The sequence below is a fragment of the Pseudomonas sp. GW822-FHT04H02 genome, assembly GCF_058800645.1.
Map to the genome: position 1 here is coordinate 398,241 of NZ_JBXAMM010000004.1, position 16,923 is coordinate 415,163.

The 16,923-nt window shown below is 66.0% G+C and carries 12 protein-coding genes and 2 riboswitches; of the genes, 6 read left to right on the forward strand and 6 right to left on the reverse strand.

The window, feature by feature from the left end:
- The first annotated feature begins 54 nt into the window (after positions 1–54).
- Positions 55–147 (forward strand): hypothetical protein, encoded by a 93-nt coding sequence (locus AC1RMG_RS19245; RefSeq protein ID WP_370505793.1) that lies wholly within the window; start codon positions 55–57, stop codon positions 145–147.
- Here the strand turns inward: AC1RMG_RS19245 and AC1RMG_RS19250 are convergent.
- The 4 genes from AC1RMG_RS19250 to cobW all read right to left on the reverse strand — a co-directional run bounded on the left by AC1RMG_RS19250 (position 129) and on the right by cobW (position 6,762).
- Positions 129–725: a vWA domain-containing protein gene (locus AC1RMG_RS19250; protein WP_342403887.1), complete on the reverse strand. Its 597-nt coding sequence runs from the start codon at positions 723–725 to the stop codon at positions 129–131. The genes AC1RMG_RS19245 and AC1RMG_RS19250 overlap by 19 nt on opposite strands.
- A 53-nt stretch (positions 726–778) precedes the next feature.
- Positions 779–1,786, reverse strand: coding sequence for a magnesium chelatase ATPase subunit I (locus tag AC1RMG_RS19255; protein ID WP_493169956.1), 1,008 nt, complete (start codon positions 1,784–1,786; stop codon positions 779–781).
- A gap of 128 nt (positions 1,787–1,914) precedes the next feature.
- Positions 1,915–5,688 (reverse strand): cobaltochelatase subunit CobN, encoded by a 3,774-nt coding sequence (cobN, locus tag AC1RMG_RS19260; protein ID WP_493169958.1) that lies wholly within the window; start codon positions 5,686–5,688, stop codon positions 1,915–1,917.
- Positions 5,689–5,691: 3 nt separating this feature from the next.
- Complete coding sequence (cobW, locus tag AC1RMG_RS19265) at positions 5,692–6,762, reverse strand: cobalamin biosynthesis protein CobW (RefSeq protein WP_011061931.1); 1,071 nt, start codon at positions 6,760–6,762, stop codon at positions 5,692–5,694.
- A 98-nt stretch (positions 6,763–6,860) separates the two neighbouring features.
- A riboswitch (cobalamin riboswitch) is annotated at positions 6,861–7,072 on the reverse strand.
- 141 nt (positions 7,073–7,213) lie between these two features.
- Positions 7,214–7,439: riboswitch (cobalamin riboswitch) on the forward strand.
- Between the two features lie 96 nt (positions 7,440–7,535).
- Between cobW and AC1RMG_RS19270 the strand changes: the two genes are divergently transcribed.
- The 4 genes from AC1RMG_RS19270 to cobM all read left to right on the forward strand — a co-directional run bounded on the left by AC1RMG_RS19270 (position 7,536) and on the right by cobM (position 9,676).
- A complete protein-coding gene (locus tag AC1RMG_RS19270) occupies positions 7,536–7,724 on the forward strand; it encodes a CbtB domain-containing protein (protein WP_011061932.1) in 189 nt (62 codons plus the stop codon).
- Positions 7,725–7,735: 11 nt separating this feature from the next.
- Positions 7,736–8,437 (forward strand): CbtA family protein, encoded by a 702-nt coding sequence (locus AC1RMG_RS19275; protein WP_103289999.1) that lies wholly within the window; start codon positions 7,736–7,738, stop codon positions 8,435–8,437.
- The gene (locus AC1RMG_RS19280; RefSeq protein WP_011061934.1) at positions 8,434–8,847 is read left to right on the forward strand and encodes a cobalamin biosynthesis protein; all 414 of its coding nucleotides are present in this window, start codon (positions 8,434–8,436) and stop codon (positions 8,845–8,847) included. The genes AC1RMG_RS19275 and AC1RMG_RS19280 overlap by 4 nt, the downstream gene beginning before the upstream one ends.
- 82 nt (positions 8,848–8,929) lie before the next feature.
- Positions 8,930–9,676 carry a precorrin-4 C(11)-methyltransferase gene (cobM, locus tag AC1RMG_RS19285; RefSeq protein WP_019094335.1) on the forward strand — a complete coding sequence of 249 codons (747 nt, stop codon included), beginning with the start codon at positions 8,930–8,932 and terminating at the stop codon, positions 9,674–9,676.
- 294 nt (positions 9,677–9,970) lie between these two features.
- Here the strand turns inward: cobM and nfuA are convergent, their stop codons facing one another.
- Positions 9,971–10,555, reverse strand: a complete 585-nt coding sequence (gene nfuA / locus AC1RMG_RS19290; RefSeq protein ID WP_011061936.1) for a Fe-S biogenesis protein NfuA — start codon at positions 10,553–10,555, stop codon at positions 9,971–9,973.
- Positions 10,556–10,697: 142 nt separating this feature from the next.
- Positions 10,698–12,989, reverse strand: coding sequence for a fatty acid cis/trans isomerase (locus tag AC1RMG_RS19295; protein WP_493169961.1), 2,292 nt, complete (start codon positions 12,987–12,989; stop codon positions 10,698–10,700).
- A gap of 154 nt (positions 12,990–13,143) precedes the next feature.
- Between AC1RMG_RS19295 and metH the strand changes: the two genes are divergently transcribed.
- On the forward strand, positions 13,144–16,854 hold the full coding sequence (metH, locus tag AC1RMG_RS19300; protein ID WP_210483734.1) for a methionine synthase: 3,711 nt from the start codon (positions 13,144–13,146) through the stop codon (positions 16,852–16,854).
- The last annotated feature ends 69 nt before the right edge of the window (positions 16,855–16,923 follow it).

The following is a 16,923-nucleotide window of genomic DNA, read 5'->3' on the forward strand; positions in this document are numbered from 1 at the left end:
TGCCAAGGCAAAACCCTGTAGGAGCCGGCTTGCCGGCGAAGAGGCCCTTGTGACTTGCACCGCCAGGCCGGACGCTTTCGCTGGCAAGCCAGCTCCTACGGGGGATGTGCGGTGTGTCGGGGAGGTAGTCAGTCGATAGGCTGGTAGACAGCGTTGAGCCGAGTCGCCAGTTCGCGGGCGCGGCCCAGGCGGATCGGGCCTCGTTCGATGTCGAGCAGCAAGGTCGGGCAGTTCAGGGGCCTGGGCGGTGGCAGGTTCTTCAGCCGGCCATCGGTGATCAGCAGCACGCGCTGCTGCTCCGCCGGCAGGCGCCGTTGGCGTTGTTCCAGCCACTGGGCCGCTTCGTTCAGGGCTTGGGGCAAGGGCGTGCCGCCGCCGGCACCCAGGCCGTCGAGCCAGTGCCGCAGGTCCCTGGAGGCCTTCAGGCCCTGGACCTGCCAGCTCGGCGCACGGCCGCTGGCAGTGAGCAGGGCCAGGCGTGCACGCTGGCGGTAGGCGTCGTCGAACAGTTGCGCCAGCAGGCCCTTGGCATCGCTCAGGGCGCTGTGCCGGCGGGTCGAGGCCGACGCGTCGACTATCACCAGCCACAGCTCATGGGGCGAGCGGCTGCGCAAGCGAAACAGCAGCTCTGCACGCAACCGTGGACGGCCTTTGAGCAAGGTGCCGGGCCAGTTGACCGAACCGGCGCTGGCCTCGCGGCTTTTGCCTTGCCGGCCGTGATCCAGGTGCCCCGCCCGGGGCTTGGCATCCGCCCCCCGGTCAGTGCGGGGGCGGATGCCTAGGGCTTTTTTGGCCAGCTGGGCACTTCACGACGGGCGCCGGTGGGCAGGGCCTGGGCCGGCATTTCGCCCCATTGGCCCTGGCCTTCGCTGGGGTTGGCGTTGGCTGGCGCCGGTGCCTGGGGGCTTTGCCCGGACTGTGGCGCGCTGGGCGGTGTCTCCCGCCGCCGGTGGCGCAAGGCGAACTCGGCCACAGCATCGATATCCTCCTCGGCAATCGCCGGGGCGCCACGCCAGGCGGCATGGGCGCGGGCCGCGCGCAGCCAGACCAGGTCGGCGCGCAGGCCGTCCACGGCAGCAGCAAAGCAGCGCTCGGTAATCAGCGCCAGGGCCTGGTCGTCCAGCGGGATGCTGGCCAGGGCGGCCCGCGCCTGTTGGCAGCGCTCGCGCAATGCCGCCTGGGGTTCGGCCCACTGGGCGCAGAAGCCCTCGGGATCGCTGTCGAAATCCAGGCGGCGGCGGATGATCTGCCCCCGCTCCTGGGGCGCGGGCTGGCCGCTGAGGGCGACGTTGAGGCCAAAACGGTCCAGCAGTTGCGGACGCAGTTCGCCCTCCTCCGGGTTCATGGTGCCGATCAGCACGAACTTCGCCGAATGGCGGTGGGAAATACCGTCGCGCTCGATCAGGTTGGTGCCGCTGGCGGCCACGTCCAGCAACAGGTCCACCAAGTGGTCAGGCAGCAGGTTGACTTCATCGACGTAGAGCACGCCGCCGTCGGCCTTGGCCAGTACCCCCGGAGAAAATTGCGCCCGGCCCTGGCCCAGGGCGGCGTCCAGGTCCAGGGTGCCCACCAGGCGCTCTTCGGTGGCGCCCAGGGGCAAGGTGACGAACTGCCCGCTGGCCAACAGGTCCGCCAGGCCCCGGGCCAGGGTCGACTTGGCCATGCCCCGTGGGCCTTCGATCAGCACGCCGCCGATCTTCGGGTCGATGGCGGTCAGGCACAGGGCCAGTTTCAGTGCTTCGGCGCCGACCACGGCGGACAGCGGGAAATGTGGGGTGTCGCTCATGTCAGGGTCTCGCTTGGGTCGGGGGGTGTCCCGCAGGACGCTTTCGCGAGCAAGCTCGCTCCTACAACGGCAATGCCAGCCCTGTAGGAGCGAGCTTGCTCGCGATCGAGTGCGCAGTACTCGCCGCCTCAGGAATCTTCTTCTATATCCAGCAGCAGGTGTTCCAGGGCTTCACGATAATCGCCGGGCTCTTGCCACAGGCCACGCTGCTGAGCTTCCAGCAGGCGCTCGGTCATGTCCCGCAGGGCGTGGGGATTATGCTGGCGGACGAACTCGCGGGTCGAGCCATCGAGCAGATAGGCATCGGCCAGCAAGGCGTACTGGTGATCGTCGATCAGTTCGGTGGTGGCGTCGAAGGCGAACAGGTTGTCCAGGGTCGCGGCCATTTCGAAGGCGCCCTTGTAGCCATGGCGCTTGACCCCTTCGATCCACTTCGGGTTGGCCGCCCGGGAACGGATGACCCGGTTCAGTTCTTCCTTGAGGGTACGGATCTTCGGCAGGTCCGGCTGGCTGTGGTCGCCGTGGTAGCTGGCGGCCTGGTTGCCGCTGAGGCTTTCCACCGCCGCCAGCATGCCGCCCTGGAACTGGTAGTAGTCGTTGGAGTCCAGCAGGTCGTGCTCGCGGTTGTCCTGGTTCTGCAGCACCGCCTGCACCCGGCTCAGGCGGGTGGCGAACTGCTCGCGGGCGGCAGTGCCTTCGTCGCTGCCACCATAGGCGTAGCCACCCCAGTTCAGGTAGACCTCTGCCAGGTCCTCGCGGCTCTGCCACAGGCGGCCGTCGATGGCGCCCTGGACCCCGGCGCCATAGGCCCCCGGCTTGGCACCGAAGATCCGCCAGCCGGCCTGGCGCGCGGCGGCGTCGGCATCCAGCCCAGAAGCCTCCAGGGCCGCACGCTCGGCACGCACCCTGGCCGCCAGCGGGTTCAAGTCCTCGGGTTCATCGAGAGCCGCTACCGCCTGCACCGCCGCATCGAACAGGCGGATCAGGTTGGCGAAGGCATCGCGGAAGAACCCGGACACCCGCAGGGTTACGTCGACCCGCGGCCGGTCCAGCAGGCTCAGGGGCAGGATCTCGAAGTCATCGACCCGCTGGCTGCCGGTGGCCCACACCGGGCGTACCCCCATCAGGGCCATGGCCTGGGCGATGTCATCACCGCCGGTGCGCATGGTGGCGGTGCCCCAGACCGACAGGCCCAATTGCAGCAGGTGGTCGCCGTGATCCTGCAAGTGGCGTTCGAGAATCAGGTTGGCCGACTGGAAACCGATGCGCCAGGCGGTGGTGGTGGGCAGGTTGCGCACATCCACCGAGTAGAAGTTGCGCCCGGTGGGCAGCACGTCCAGGCGCCCGCGGCTTGGCGCGCCACTGGGGCCGGCAGGCACGAAACGCCCGTTCAGGGCGTCCAGCAGGCCGCGCATTTCCGCCGGGCCGCAGGCGTCCAGACGCGGTGCGACCACCTCGCGCAGGCCGTCGATGATGCTCTGCACCGGCTCCCAGCCGGGTTCGTCCAGCTGTGGGACGGGCCCTTGCAGCGCCGCTTCGATCAACCCGGCGGCGTAGAGCTCCAGGCGCTCGCGAACGTCACCGGCGGTGCGCCACAGCGCCTCGCTCAACTGTTGCAGCACGGGCGGGCGGCGCCCGGTCCAGGGCTCGGACAGGGCACAGTCCAGGGGGTCGAAGCCCAGGCCGAAAGCCTTGGCCAGGGCCCGCAGCAGGCTGGCATGGGCGCCTTTGCCGTCGCCCCGGGGAATGCGTAGCAGGGCCAACAGGGTGTCGATGCGCAAGCGCCCCTCGGGGGACTCGCCGAACAGGTGCAGGCCATCGCGGATCTGCGATTCCTTGAGGTCGCACAGGTAGGTGTCCAGGCGCGGCAGCCAGAGCGCGGCGTCGGCGTCGCTGTCGAGCTGTTCGCCCAATTGCAGCTCGCGGTCGATATGGGTCTCGCGCACCAGCTTGAGAATGTCCCGCTGCAGCTCCCGGGCCCGGCGCGGGTCCAGCAACTGGGCTTCGTAGTATTCGTCCGCCAGCAGTTCCAGGTTGCGCAGCGGGCCATAGGTCTCGGCGCGGGTCAGGGGCGGCATCAGGTGATCGATGATCACCGCCTGGGTGCGGCGCTTGGCCTGGGCGCCCTCCCCCGGGTCGTTGACGATGAACGGGTAGATGTTCGGCAACGGCCCCAGCAGCGCATCCGGCCAGCATTGCTCGGAAAGCCCCACGCCCTTGCCCGGCAGCCATTCCAGGTTGCCGTGCTTGCCGACATGGATCAGCGCGTGGGCGCCGTAGGCCTGGCGCAGCCAGAAGTAGAACGCCAGGTAGCCATGGGGCGGCACCAGGTCCGGGTCGTGGTAGACCGCGCTGGGGTCCACCTGGTAACCCCGGGCCGGCTGGATACCGACGAAGGTCAGGCCAAAGCGCAGGCCGGCGATCATCATCCGCCCGCCGCGGCACATCGGGTCCTGCTGCGGCGTGCCCCAGCGCGCCAGCACCGCTTTGCGGTTGGCTTCGGGCAGGGCCTGGAACAGCGTCAGGTAGTCGGCCATGGCCAGGCTTTGCTGGCAGGGGCGCTGGTCCAGGCTGTCCAGGTCGTTGCTGACCCCGCCCAGCAACTGCTGGATCAACTCGGTGCCGCTGGCCGGCAGTTCGGCCGGCAGCGGATAGCCTTCGGCGTGCAGTGCCTTGAGGATGTTCAGCGCCGCCGCCGGGGTGTCCAGCCCCACGCCGTTGCCGATGCGCCCGTCCCGGGTCGGGTAGTTGGCCAGTACCAGGGCCACGCGCTTGTGGCCGTTGTCCAGGCGCCCCAGTTCTACCCAGCGCCGGGCCAGTTCGGCGACGAAATCCATGCGTTCGGGCTGGCCGCGATAGCAGACCACGTCCGACTGGCTGCGCTCGCTGCGCCAGGCCAGGTCCTTGAAGCTGATGGGCCGGCTGATGATGCGCCCGTCCAGTTCCGGCAAGGCGATGTGCATGGCCAGGTCCCGCGGCCCCAGGCCCTGCTCGCTGTCACGCCAGCCCGGTTCGTTGTCCTGGGCGCAGATCGCCTGGATCACCGGAATATTGCGGCGGAACGGCCGCAGGTGCGGGGCTTCGGGGCTGGACTGGGCAAAGCCGGTGGTATTGAGGATCACCCCGGCCGCGGTTTCATCCAGCCAGTCTTCCACCTGGCTCAGGCAGCCCGGTTCCTTGAGGCTGGCCACCGCTATCGGCAAGGGGTTGAGGCCCGCCGCCAGCAAGCGCTGGCAAAACAGGTCGATAAAGCCGGTGTTGGCCGCCTGCAGGTGGGAACGGTAGAACAGCAGCGCCGCCACGGCTTGCCCCGGCTGCCAGTCGGCCTGCCAGTCACTGAGGGCAGCCTGGCTTTTGTGCGGGTGGTAGATCGCCGTGCGTGGCAGGGCCTGCGGTTCGCTCCAGGGGTAGTCGCGCCCCAACAGGCCGCTGGCCAGGCAGCGGTAGAAATTCAGCGCGTTGTCACGCCCGCCCTGGCGCAGGAACTGCCACAGGCGGTCGCGTTCGCCGGCAGCCACCGTGCTCAAGTCGCTGAGTTCCGGGTCCGGGCGGTCGTCCCCCGGCACCAGGATCAACTGCACCCCGCGCCTGGACAGCTCCACCAACTGCTCGACGCCGTAGCGCCAGTAAGCGATGCCACCGTGCAGGGAAATCAGGATGACCTTGGCGTGGCGCAGCACCTGGTCCACATACAGGTCCACCGAGGCGTGGTTCTGCACCTGCATCGGATTGGCCAGGCGAAAGCTGGGGTAGTCCTCGGGCAATTGCTCGGCGGCGTCCGCCAGCAGCGCCAGGCTGGAATCGCCGCTGCACAGGATCACCAGCTCGGCGGGGGTTTGTCCCAGGTCGGCAATGTTGTCATCCGACACGAAACCGCCGGGCTGGGTCCTGAGCAGGTGCATGGCTTAGACGCTGAGTGCGGCGCGCAGTTGCGCTTCGAGCTGGGCGGCGTCCAGTTCCTGGCCGATCAGCACCAGGCGCGTGGTACGGGCCTCGTCGGCGCCCCACTTGCGGTCGAAGTGCTTGTCGAAGCGCGTGCCCACGCCTTGGATCAGCAGGCGCATCGGCTTGTTGGGGATCGCGGCGAAACCCTTGACCCGCAGGATGCCGTGCTTGACCACCAGTTGGGTCAGGGCGTCCAGCAGCAGGCTTTCGTCGGCCTGGGGCAGCTCGATGGAGATGGAATCGAAGGCGTCGTGATCGTGGTCGTCGTGATCGTCATCGCCGTCATGGTGATGGTCGTGGTGGCTGTGGCGGCCGTCGATGTGTTCCTCGGAACCGGCACCCAGGCCCAGCAGCACATCCAGGGGCAGGCGACCGCTGCTGGCTTCGATGACCTTGACCGCCGGCGGCAGCTCCTCGGCCACTTCCAGGCGCACCTTGGCCAGGTCTTCGGGGCTGATCAGGTCGGTCTTGTTGAGGATCACCAGGTCGGCGCTGGACAGTTGGTCGGCGAACAGCTCATGCAGCGGCGATTCGTGGTCCAGGTTGGGGTCGAGCTTGCGCTGGGCGTCCACTTGATCGGGGAAGGCGGCGAAGGTGCCGGCGGCCACAGCCGGGCTGTCGACCACGGTGATCACCGCATCGACGGTGCAGGCACTGCGGATTTCGGGCCACTGGAAGGCCTGGACCAGAGGCTTGGGCAGCGCCAGGCCGGAGGTCTCGATGAGGATGTGGTCCAGGTCGCCACGGCGCGCCACCAGTTCGCGCATCACCGGGAAGAACTCCTCCTGCACGGTGCAGCACAGGCAACCGTTGGCCAGCTCGTAGACTCGGCCGCTGGCCTCTTCCTCGGTGCAGCCGATGGCGCATTGCTTGAGGATTTCGCCGTCGATGCCCAGCTCGCCGAATTCGTTGACGATCACCGCAATGCGCCGGCCCTGGGCATTGTCCAGCATGTGCCGCAACAGGGTGGTTTTGCCCGAGCCGAGGAAGCCGGTGACGATGGTGACGGGAAGTTTGGCCAGTGTTTTCATCGGATGCCCTTTGGCAAAAGGAGGCGGGCAAACGGGACGAGAACCGCAACGCCGGGCGCGCGGAGATTTCGCCACCGGATCACCCCGCCCGGTTGTAGTGAGAATCTTGGATCGAGGCAGGTCTCCTGGCTGAGGGCTTGCCAGTCGTCGGACCGGCGATTGCTGCGCCTTCCCACCGGCGTCGTCGACACCCATGCAGTGGCCTTGCAGCAATCGAACCCTTCACAGTTGCGGGGGCAGCCGCGGCATCGACCGCGTTCCCTTCTTAGCTTCGACCCATGGCCGAAGAACCTCGAAAGCGCAAGGCTACGCAGAGCCAGGGGGTCGGTCAATCGACAATGCGCCCGTAGCAGCCGGCTTGTCGGCGAAAGGGCCATTGAACCTTGCACGAACGCGGCGCACACCTGCGCAGCGGTCACGGCAATTGACGCCCCTGCCCCGCCCATGATCTCCTACACACCTTGTTACGGGTGCCCTTTACAGGGTGAAACGGGAAACCGGTGAATCACGTGCTTAACTAAAAAGCCGTGGCCAGTCCGGTGCTGCCCCCGCAACGGTAAGCGAGCGAAGTGTCAGATCCACTGTGCCAAGGCATGGGAAGGCGACACTTGCCGGCACGGCATGACACAGCCCTGCCCCTCGCAAGCCCGGAGACCGGCCCGCAACACTTACATAACAACCCGCGGTGGGCGGGCGCTGTTGCAAACCCTGCGTGGCCATCACGCGGGGTTTTCCTGCGCCTCTACCCCGCTGACACTCCAGAGGGAAGCGCCATGTCGATCATCAGCAGCACCAGCCACTCCGCCAGCACGACCTCCACCCTGAGCCAGCGCCTGGTGGCCGCCATCGGCGCCTCGATCCTCGGCGCGTGCCTGGTGTACTTCGCCGGCTTCTCCCACATCGAGGCGGTGCACAACGCGGCCCACGACACTCGCCACAGCGCCGCCTTCCCTTGCCATTGAGACCTGCCGACATGATCAAGCGTATCGCGCAAACCGCAGGTTTCACCGGCCTCTTGGCCGCCCTGCTGCTGACCCTGCTGCAAAGCTTCTGGGTCGCCCCGTTGATCCTGCAGGCGGAAACCTATGAAAAGGCCCCCGCGGCCGAAGTCCATGAGCACGCCGAAGGCGCCATGGCCGCCCACAGCCACGATGCCGAAGCCTGGGAGCCGGAAGACGGCTGGCAGCGCGTGCTGTCCACCACCGGAGGCAACCTGGTGGTGGCCGTGGGCTTCGCCCTGATGCTGGCCGGCCTCTACACCCTGCGCGCGCCGAACCGCACGTCCCAGGGCCTGCTCTGGGGCCTGGCCGGCTATGCCACCTTCTGCCTGGCGCCGACCCTGGGCCTGCCGCCGGAACTGCCGGGCACCGCCGCAGCCGACCTGGCACAGCGGCAGATCTGGTGGGTCGGCACCGCCGCCTCCACCGCTGTGGGCATTGCCCTGATCGTGTTCGCCCGCAACTGGCTGCTGAAGGTCCTGGGCGCGGCCATCATCGCCGTACCCCACGTGATCGGCGCGCCGCAGCCGGAAGTGCATTCGATGCTGGCCCCGGAAGAACTGGAAGCGCAATTCAAGATCGCCTCGCAGCTGACCAATGCGGCCTTCTGGCTGGCCCTCGGGCTGATCAGCGCCTGGTTGTTCCGGCGCAAGAGCGCGGGCCAGTACTCGGCATGATCGAAGTGAGCGCAGCGCCGACCCTGGTGGTCGGCCTGGGCTGCCAGAAAGGCTGCCCGGTGACCACGCTGCGCGCCTTGCTCGACCAGGTCCTGGCGGCGCACCAGTGGCAGGCCCGGCAGGTCCTGGCCCTGGCCAGCATCGACCTCAAGCGCAACGAACCCGGCCTGCTGCAACTGGCGGAGCAACTGGAACTGCCGCTGACCTGTTTCAGCAGCGGCCAGCTCGCCCCCTTTGCCCTGCGCCTGAGCCACCGCTCGCAAATCGCCTTCGAACGTACCGGCTGCTACGGCGTGGCCGAAAGTGCCGCCCTGGCCCTGGCCGAACAGCTGTCACCCGGCCCGGCCACACTGCTTGTTCCCCGGCAAAAATACGCCCAAGCCACCCTGGCATTGGTCGCCGCCCGGTAGAATCCCCGATAATTCCCGCCTTCGATCATGAGCAATCTTCATCTGAAGCACGGCTCCCGACCTTTTTTCACAGGACACAGCCATGACTGTCTATTTCATCGGCGCCGGCCCCGGCGACCCGGAACTGATCACCGTCAAGGGCCAGCGCCTGATCCATCGTTGCCCGGTGATCATCTACGCCGGCTCCCTGGTCCCCCAGGCAGTGCTCGACGGGCACCGCGCGGAGCGGGTGATCAATAGCGCCGAACTGCACCTGGAGCAGATCATCGAGGCCATCAAGCAGGCCCATGCCCGGGGCCAGGACGTGGCCCGGGTGCATTCCGGCGACCCGAGCCTGTATGGCGCCATCGGCGAGCAGATCCGCTGCCTGCGGGAGCTGGGCATCCCCTTCGAGATCATCCCCGGGGTCACCGCCACCGCCGCCTGCGCTGCCCTGCTGGGGGCCGAACTGACCCTGCCGGACGTCTCCCAAAGCGTGATTCTTACCCGCTACGCGGACAAGACCGCGATGCCTGCCGGCGAGGATTTCGCCAGCCTGGCGGCCCACGGCGCCACCATGGCCATCCACCTGGGGGTCAATCACCTATCGAAGATCGTTGCCGAGTTGCTGCCCCACTACGGCGCAGACTGCCCGATTGCAGTGGTGCACCGCGCCACCTGGCCGGATCAGGACTGGGCCCTGGGAACCCTGGCGGACATCGTCGATCAGGTGGCGGCCAAGGGTTTTCGGCGCACGGCACTGATCCTGGTGGGCCGGGTGCTGGCCACGGATGCATTCAGCGAATCGTCGCTGTACCGCGCCGGGCACGCACACCTCTATCGCCCCTGACACACACCCTGTGTAGGAGCTGGCTTGCCAGCGAAGGCGATCTTGGCATCGTGCAAGGCTTGAGGGCCCATTCGCCGGCAAGCCGGCTCCTACGAGGTGGGAGTTCCTATGTTGCCGCGCTGGGCGCTTTGTAGGAGCTGGCTTGCCAGCGAAGGCGATCTGGGAATTGGTGCAAGGCTCTAGGGCCCTTTCGCCGGCAAGCCGGCTCCTACGGAGGCTTTGGGGGGAGCCGGCTTGGGGGCATAAAAAAACGGCGCTCACGGGGCGCCGTTTTTTCAAGTCGCAGCGAACGCCTTAGTAGTAGGCGTTTTCTTTCTGCGTGTGGTCGGTGACGTCACGTACGCCCTTGAGCTCCGGAATGCGCTCGAGCAGGGTGCGCTCGATGCCTTCCTTCAAGGTCACGTCGGCCTGGCCGCAGCCCTGGCAACCGCCGCCGAACTGCAACACGGCAATGCCGTCCTCGACCACGTCAATCAGGCTGACCTGGCCGCCGTGGCTGGCCAGCCCCGGGTTGATCTCGGTTTGCAGGTAGTAGTTGATGCGCTCGTTGACCGGGCTGTCGGCATTGACCATCGGCACCTTGGCGTTGGGCGCCTTGATGGTCAGCTGGCCGCCCATGCGGTCGGTGGCGTAGTCGACCACCGCATCATCGAGGAAACCTTCGCTGAAGGCGTCGATGTAGGCGGTGAAGCTTTTCAGGCCCAGGGCCTTGTCTTCGGGTTTCTCTTCGCCCGGCTTGCAATAGGCGATGCAGGTCTCGGCGTACTGAGTCCCTGGCTGGGTGATGAAGATGCGGATGCCAATCCCCGGGGTGTTCTGCTTGGATAGCAGATCAGCCAGATAATCGTGGGCGGCGTCGGTAATGGTTATGGCGCTCATGGTGGTTCCTCGCAGACGTGGGCGCAGTTTACGCCAATCCAAGCCGCTGACAAAGTCCTAGTATTTTTGTCGGGATAGACTTTGGTATAGAGCGTCCCCGGGCCGCGCCAAGGCGCAGTCCGGGGGCGATGACAGCTCTATGTCAGAGGTTTTCGTAACGGTTCATGTCCAGGACCCCGGCTTCCACCGGATCGGTTTCCTGCAGGTAGCGGGTCTGGTCATGGAAGTACTGCCAGAACTGCGGATGGCTGCGGCGGATGCCCCAGCGCTCGACGATCTTCTCGAAGCTGGCGGCGTCCCGGGCCGCCTGCATGGCGTCGACGAACTCCGGCACTTGCCCGGCCGGTACGTTGAACATGAAGTTCGGATAGCTGCTGAGAATCCCCGGGAATATGGTCAGGGTGTCCAGCCCCGGCTGATAGCGCAGCGACTCGCCGAGCATGAAGGCCACGTTACTGTGGGCGCGGTTGCGCAGCATGCTGTAGAACTCGCGCTTGCCGCTGGCGGTCTGGACACGCAGCAGGGTCGCTTCCGGCAACTGTTCGATGACCTTGAGGCCCGCCGCCGGGCGCGATGCCAGGCGGCTCAGGGCCTGCTCGGCATCCTGCAGCGCCGGGTCGATGTTCGGGCGTGAGCAGTAGGCGCTGTCACAGCGGTTGATCGGATCCGGCTTGGCGTTGAGGTCGCCATAGCGGGCCAGCAACTGGTTGGCGAAGTCCTTTTTCGGGTCCTTGAGGTCGAGCTTCAGCGCGCTGCGCTTGTCGTCGTCGATGGACTCGTAATCCAGCCACATCTTGAACTTGCCGCTGTTCTGGTACCAATCGTCGAGGAAATCCTCGCGGGTGCCGGCGGGCATCAGGCGCAGGAAGTTCTGCTCCGCGCCATTGCGGATCAGGTCGAAGTACAACCGGGTCTGGGCCTGGTGCGAGACGTTGCCGAACACGTCGAAGTTCACCGCCAATTGATAGTAGGTGCGCTCCAGCAGCGGGTAGTCGAACAACCACATCGTCTGTGGCACTTCGCCGATCAGGCCCTTGGTCACCGAGGCGCTGTCGAAGTGGCGGAAGATGCTCAGCAGCGCGTTGTCGTTGCCGGCCCACAGGGTCGACCAGCTGGGCGCCGGCGAATCGGCATAGGAATCGCGGCGCAGGGCCTCGTACTCGTTGCGCTTGTCGCGATAGGCCAGCCACAGGCTAAGCACGCTGCCGACGTCGTCGTTCTGCCCGGGCATGGCCAGCAACGGCGTGGCCTGGCCGCGATAGGCCGGGTCGGTGATGTACAGGTCATGTTCGGGGGCCTGGAACAGCGCCCAGAAGTTGTCGCGGATCACGTCGGTGGCGATCTGCCCGCGGCACACCGGGCCACGGATAAAGGTGCGCACGAAGTATTCGGCGTTATCCAGCATGAACTGGTAGCGGGCCTTGGCCGGAATCGCCTCGAAGGTCTCGAACGGGTTGGCCCGGCGCGCCGGCCCGTAGCCCGGCAGGGCCGTGACCTGCCAGTCGCCGCTGTAGAACAGGGTCTTGACCCGGGCCATCTTCGCCGCGCTCAGCGGGTAGGTGATATGGGTCTTGTGCACGATCACCCCTTGCACCGGCCACAGGCGGTAGTACACCTGGGTGCCCGGGTCGTCGTTGGGGCGACGGGTGTTGATCAGGTCGATGGGCTGGCCACTGGGGGTACGGGAACGCACCCACTGGAAGAAATGCCCCGGCTCACCGCCTTCAAAATAGAGATGGGCGAGGAACAAGTGTTCATAGAGCCAGCGCGCCACCAGGCTCTCCCGGGCGCCAGGGGCGTTGAGCAGGTTTTCCCACTGAGCCACTTGCAGGCTTTCCCAGGCACTGGGGGCCAGGCCTTGCTCGTCGATGGGCGCGCCCGAGGCCAGCCAGCGTTGCAGGGTCAGGTATTGCTGATCGGTCAGGCCGGTGACCGCCAGGGGCATGCCTTCCTTGGGGTGAGCCCCGGCATAGGCGTCGAACTCCGCCGGCTGCGGGCACATGTTCTCGCGGCTCAGGCCCAGGGCGATCTCGCTGGGCAACTTGGCGTTGGGTTGCAGCGGGGTGCGATGGCCCAGTTCCAGCATGCGCGCCATCAGCGCCGCCTGGCTGCCCTGGGCGTCAAGCACCGAATAGAAGCCCTTCTGCTGCCAGGCACGCTGGCCAGTGGCGTCATAGAACAGCCGCGTAGGCGCTTGGGCCTTGCTGCGCTCGCCGTCGTACACCGGAATCTTCGAAGCACCACGGCTGGCCCCTTCACCACTGCCCAGGTTGAGCTGACAGGCGGAGTCGTAACAGGCATGACAGGCCACGCATTTCTCGGTAAAGATCGCCTGGATGTCGCGGGTATAGGAAATCGCCGGCGCCGGACCTTGTGCCAGGCACACTGAACTCAGAAGCAGCAGCGCGCTGCTGACGATAAAACGAAACGGCATGTCCCTGGTCCCGAAAGAAAAAAACGCCGCGATTCTACCGGTCTCACCCCTCGACCAACATGAGCGATATTCATGCAAAAACCACGCATGCCGCAAAACCATGCAGGTTTGCTATGATCGCCGCCCTTCGCAATGGCCTTACCAGGTAGTTCTCATGTCCGATCGCAGTGCTCGCCTCCACGCCCTCCAGCAAGCCCTCAAAGAGCGCATTCTGATTCTCGATGGCGGCATGGGCACCATGATCCAGAGCTACAAGCTCGAAGAACATGACTACCGTGGCAAGCGCTTCGCCGACTGGCCCAGCGACGTCAAGGGCAACAACGACCTGTTGGTGCTGACCCGCCCGGACGTGATCGGCGCCATCGAAAAAGCCTACCTGGATGCCGGTGCCGACATCCTCGAGACCAACACCTTCAACGCCACCCAAGTGTCCCAGGCCGACTACGGCATGGAAGAACTGGTCTACGAATTGAACGTAGAAGGCGCCCGCCTGGCGCGCAAGGTGGCGGACGCGAAAACCCTCGAGACCCCGGACAAGCCACGTTTCGTCGCTGGCGTCCTGGGCCCGACCAGCCGCACCTGCTCGCTGTCGCCGGACGTCAACAACCCCGGCTACCGCAACGTCACCTTCGATGAACTGGTGGAAAACTACACCGAGGCCACCAAGGGCCTGATCGAAGGCGGTGCCGACCTGATCCTGATCGAGACCATCTTCGACACCTTGAACGCCAAGGCCGCGATCTTCGCCGTGCAGGGCGTGTTCGAGGAGTTGGGCTTCGAACTGCCGATCATGATTTCCGGGACCATCACCGATGCTTCCGGGCGCACCCTCTCCGGCCAGACCACCGAAGCCTTCTGGAACTCCGTGGCCCACGCCAAGCCGATCTCGGTGGGCCTGAACTGCGCCCTGGGCGCCAGCGAGCTGCGCCCCTATCTGGAAGAGCTGTCGAACAAGGCCAGCACCCACGTCTCGGCGCACCCCAACGCCGGCCTGCCGAACGAGTTCGGCGAGTACGACGAGTTGCCGGAACAAACCGCCAAGGTCATCGAAGAGTTCGCCCAGAGCGGCTTCCTCAACATCGTCGGCGGCTGCTGCGGCACCACCCCGGGGCATATCGGCGCCATCGCCAAGGCCGTGGCCGGTTATGCCCCGCGACAGATCCCGGACATCCCCAAGGCCTGCCGCCTGTCGGGCCTGGAGCCCTTCACCATCGATCGCAACTCGCTGTTCGTGAACGTCGGCGAGCGCACCAACATCACCGGCTCGGCCAAGTTCGCCCGGCTGATCCGCGAGGACAACTACACCGAGGCCCTGGAAGTCGCCCTGCAGCAGGTGGAAGCCGGCGCCCAGGTGATCGACATCAACATGGACGAGGGGATGCTGGATTCGAAGAAGGCCATGGTGACCTTCCTCAATCTGATCGCCGGGGAGCCGGACATCTCCCGCGTGCCGATCATGATCGACTCTTCCAAGTGGGAAGTGATCGAGGCCGGCCTCAAGTGCATCCAGGGCAAGGGCATCGTCAACTCCATCAGCATGAAGGAAGGCGTCGAGCAGTTCATTCACCATGCCAGGCTGTGCAAGCGCTACGGCGCCGCCGTGGTGGTGATGGCCTTCGACGAGGTCGGCCAGGCCGATACCGAGGCGCGCAAGAAGGAAATCTGCAAGCGCTCCTACGACATCCTGGTCAATGAAGTGGGCTTCCCACCGGAAGACATCATCTTCGACCCGAACATCTTCGCCGTGGCCACCGGCATCGAGGAACACAACAACTACGCCGTTGATTTCATCAACGCCTGCGCCTATATCCGCGACGAGCTGCCCTATGCCCTGAGCTCCGGCGGTGTGTCCAACGTGTCGTTCTCGTTCCGCGGCAACAACCCGGTGCGTGAAGCGATCCACTCGGTGTTCCTGCTGTACGCGATCCGCAACGGCCTGACCATGGGCATCGTCAACGCCGGCCAGCTGGAGATCTACGACCAGATCCCGCAACAGCTGCGCGACGCCGTGGAAGACGTGGTGCTCAACCGCACGCCCAACGGCACCGACGCGCTGCTGGCCATCGCCGACCAGTTCAAGGGCGACGGTAGCGTCAAGGAAGCGGAAACCGAGGAATGGCGCGGCTGGGAAGTCAACAAGCGCCTGGAACACGCGCTGGTCAAGGGCATCACCACCCATATCGTCGAAGACACCGAAGAGTCGCGCCAGAGCTTCAGCCGCCCGATCGAGGTGATCGAAGGCCCGCTGATGTCCGGCATGAACGTGGTCGGCGACCTGTTCGGCGCCGGCAAGATGTTCCTGCCCCAGGTGGTTAAATCCGCCCGGGTCATGAAACAGGCGGTGGCCCACCTGATTCCCTTCATCGAGCTGGAAAAAGGCGACAAGCCGGAAGCCAAGGGCAAGATCCTCATGGCCACGGTCAAGGGCGACGTGCACGACATCGGCAAGAACATCGTCGGCGTGGTCCTGGGCTGCAACGGCTACGACATCGTCGACCTCGGGGTGATGGTGCCGGCGGAGAAGATCCTCCAGGTGGCCAAGGAGCAGAAGTGCGACATCATTGGCCTGTCCGGGCTGATCACCCCGTCCCTGGACGAGATGGTCCACGTCGCCCGCGAGATGCAGCGCCAGGATTTCCACCTGCCGCTGATGATCGGTGGCGCCACCACCTCCAAGGCCCACACCGCGGTGAAGATCGAGCCCAAGTACAGCAATGACGCGGTGGTCTACGTCACCGACGCCTCCCGCGCGGTGGGCGTGGCCACCCAGCTGCTGTCCAAGGAGCTCAAGGCCGGCTTCGTGCAGAAGACCCGCGAGGAATACGTGGAAGTGCGCGAGCGCACCGCCAACCGCAGCGCCCGCACCGAGCGCCTGAGCTACCCGGCGGCCATCGCCAAGAAGCCGCAGTTCGACTGGAGCAGCTACCAGCCGGTCAAACCGACCTTCACCGGCGCCCGGGTGCTGGACAACATCGACCTCAAGGTGCTGGCCGAATACATCGACTGGACGCCGTTCTTCATCTCCTGGGACCTGGCCGGCAAGTTCCCGCGCATCCTCGAAGACGAAGTGGTGGGCGAAGCTGCCACCGCGCTGTACAAGGACGCCCGGGAGATGCTCGACAAGCTGATCAACGAAAAGCTGATCAGCGCCCGCGCCGTGTTCGGCTTCTGGCCGGCCAACCAGGTGCAGGACGACGACCTGGAAGTCTACGGCGATGACGGCCAGCCCCTGGCGCGCCTGCACCACCTGCGCCAGCAGATCATCAAGACCGATGGCAAGCCGAACTTCTCCCTGGCCGACTTCGTCGCGCCCAAGGACAGCGGCGTCACCGACTACGTCGGCGGCTTCATCACCACCGCCGGAATCGGCGCCGAAGAAGTGGCCAAGGCCTACCAGGATGCCGGTGACGACTACAACTCGATCATGGTCAAGGCCCTGGCCGATCGCCTGGCCGAAGCCTGCGCCGAGTGGCTGCACCAGCAGGTGCGCAAGGAGTACTGGGGTTATGCCAAGGACGAACAACTGGACAACGAGGCACTGATCAAGGAGCAGTACAGCGGTATCCGCCCTGCCCCGGGCTACCCGGCCTGCCCGGACCACACCGAGAAGAGCACCCTGTTCGCCCTGCTCGACCCCGAGGCCAGCGAAGGCCGTGCCGGCCGTAGCGGCGTGTTCCTTACCGAGCATTTCGCCATGTTCCCGGCGGCCGCCGTCAGCGGCTGGTACTTCGCTCACCCGCAGGCGCAGTACTTCGCCGTGGGCAAGGTCGACCAGGACCAGGTTCAGAGCTACACCGAACGCAAGGGCCAGGACCTGGCCGTGAGCGAACGCTGGCTGGCACCCAACCTGGGCTACGACAACTGACCCACGTTGTGCAGGAGCCGGCTTGCCGGCGAAGGCGGTCCCCGGGGCCTCTTCGCTGGCAAGCCCATT

Bases quoted from the DNA above. Each gene is read 5' to 3' on its own strand.
- AC1RMG_RS19255 (WP_493169956.1), bottom strand. From the start codon at position 1,786: ATGAGCGACACCCCACATTTCCCGCTGTCCGCCGTGGTCGGCGCCGAA.
- cobN (WP_493169958.1), bottom strand. From the start codon at position 5,688: ATGCACCTGCTCAGGACCCAGCCCGGCGGTTTCGTGTCGGATGACAAC.
- cobW (WP_011061931.1), bottom strand. From the start codon at position 6,762: ATGAAAACACTGGCCAAACTTCCCGTCACCATCGTCACCGGCTTCCTC.
- AC1RMG_RS19270 (WP_011061932.1), top strand. From the start codon at position 7,536: ATGTCGATCATCAGCAGCACCAGCCACTCCGCCAGCACGACCTCCACC.
- AC1RMG_RS19275 (WP_103289999.1), top strand. From the start codon at position 7,736: ATGATCAAGCGTATCGCGCAAACCGCAGGTTTCACCGGCCTCTTGGCC.
- AC1RMG_RS19280 (WP_011061934.1), top strand. From the start codon at position 8,434: ATGATCGAAGTGAGCGCAGCGCCGACCCTGGTGGTCGGCCTGGGCTGC.
- cobM (WP_019094335.1), top strand. From the start codon at position 8,930: ATGACTGTCTATTTCATCGGCGCCGGCCCCGGCGACCCGGAACTGATC.
- nfuA (WP_011061936.1), bottom strand. From the start codon at position 10,555: ATGAGCGCCATAACCATTACCGACGCCGCCCACGATTATCTGGCTGAT.
- AC1RMG_RS19295 (WP_493169961.1), bottom strand. From the start codon at position 12,989: ATGCCGTTTCGTTTTATCGTCAGCAGCGCGCTGCTGCTTCTGAGTTCA.
- metH (WP_210483734.1), top strand. From the start codon at position 13,144: ATGTCCGATCGCAGTGCTCGCCTCCACGCCCTCCAGCAAGCCCTCAAA.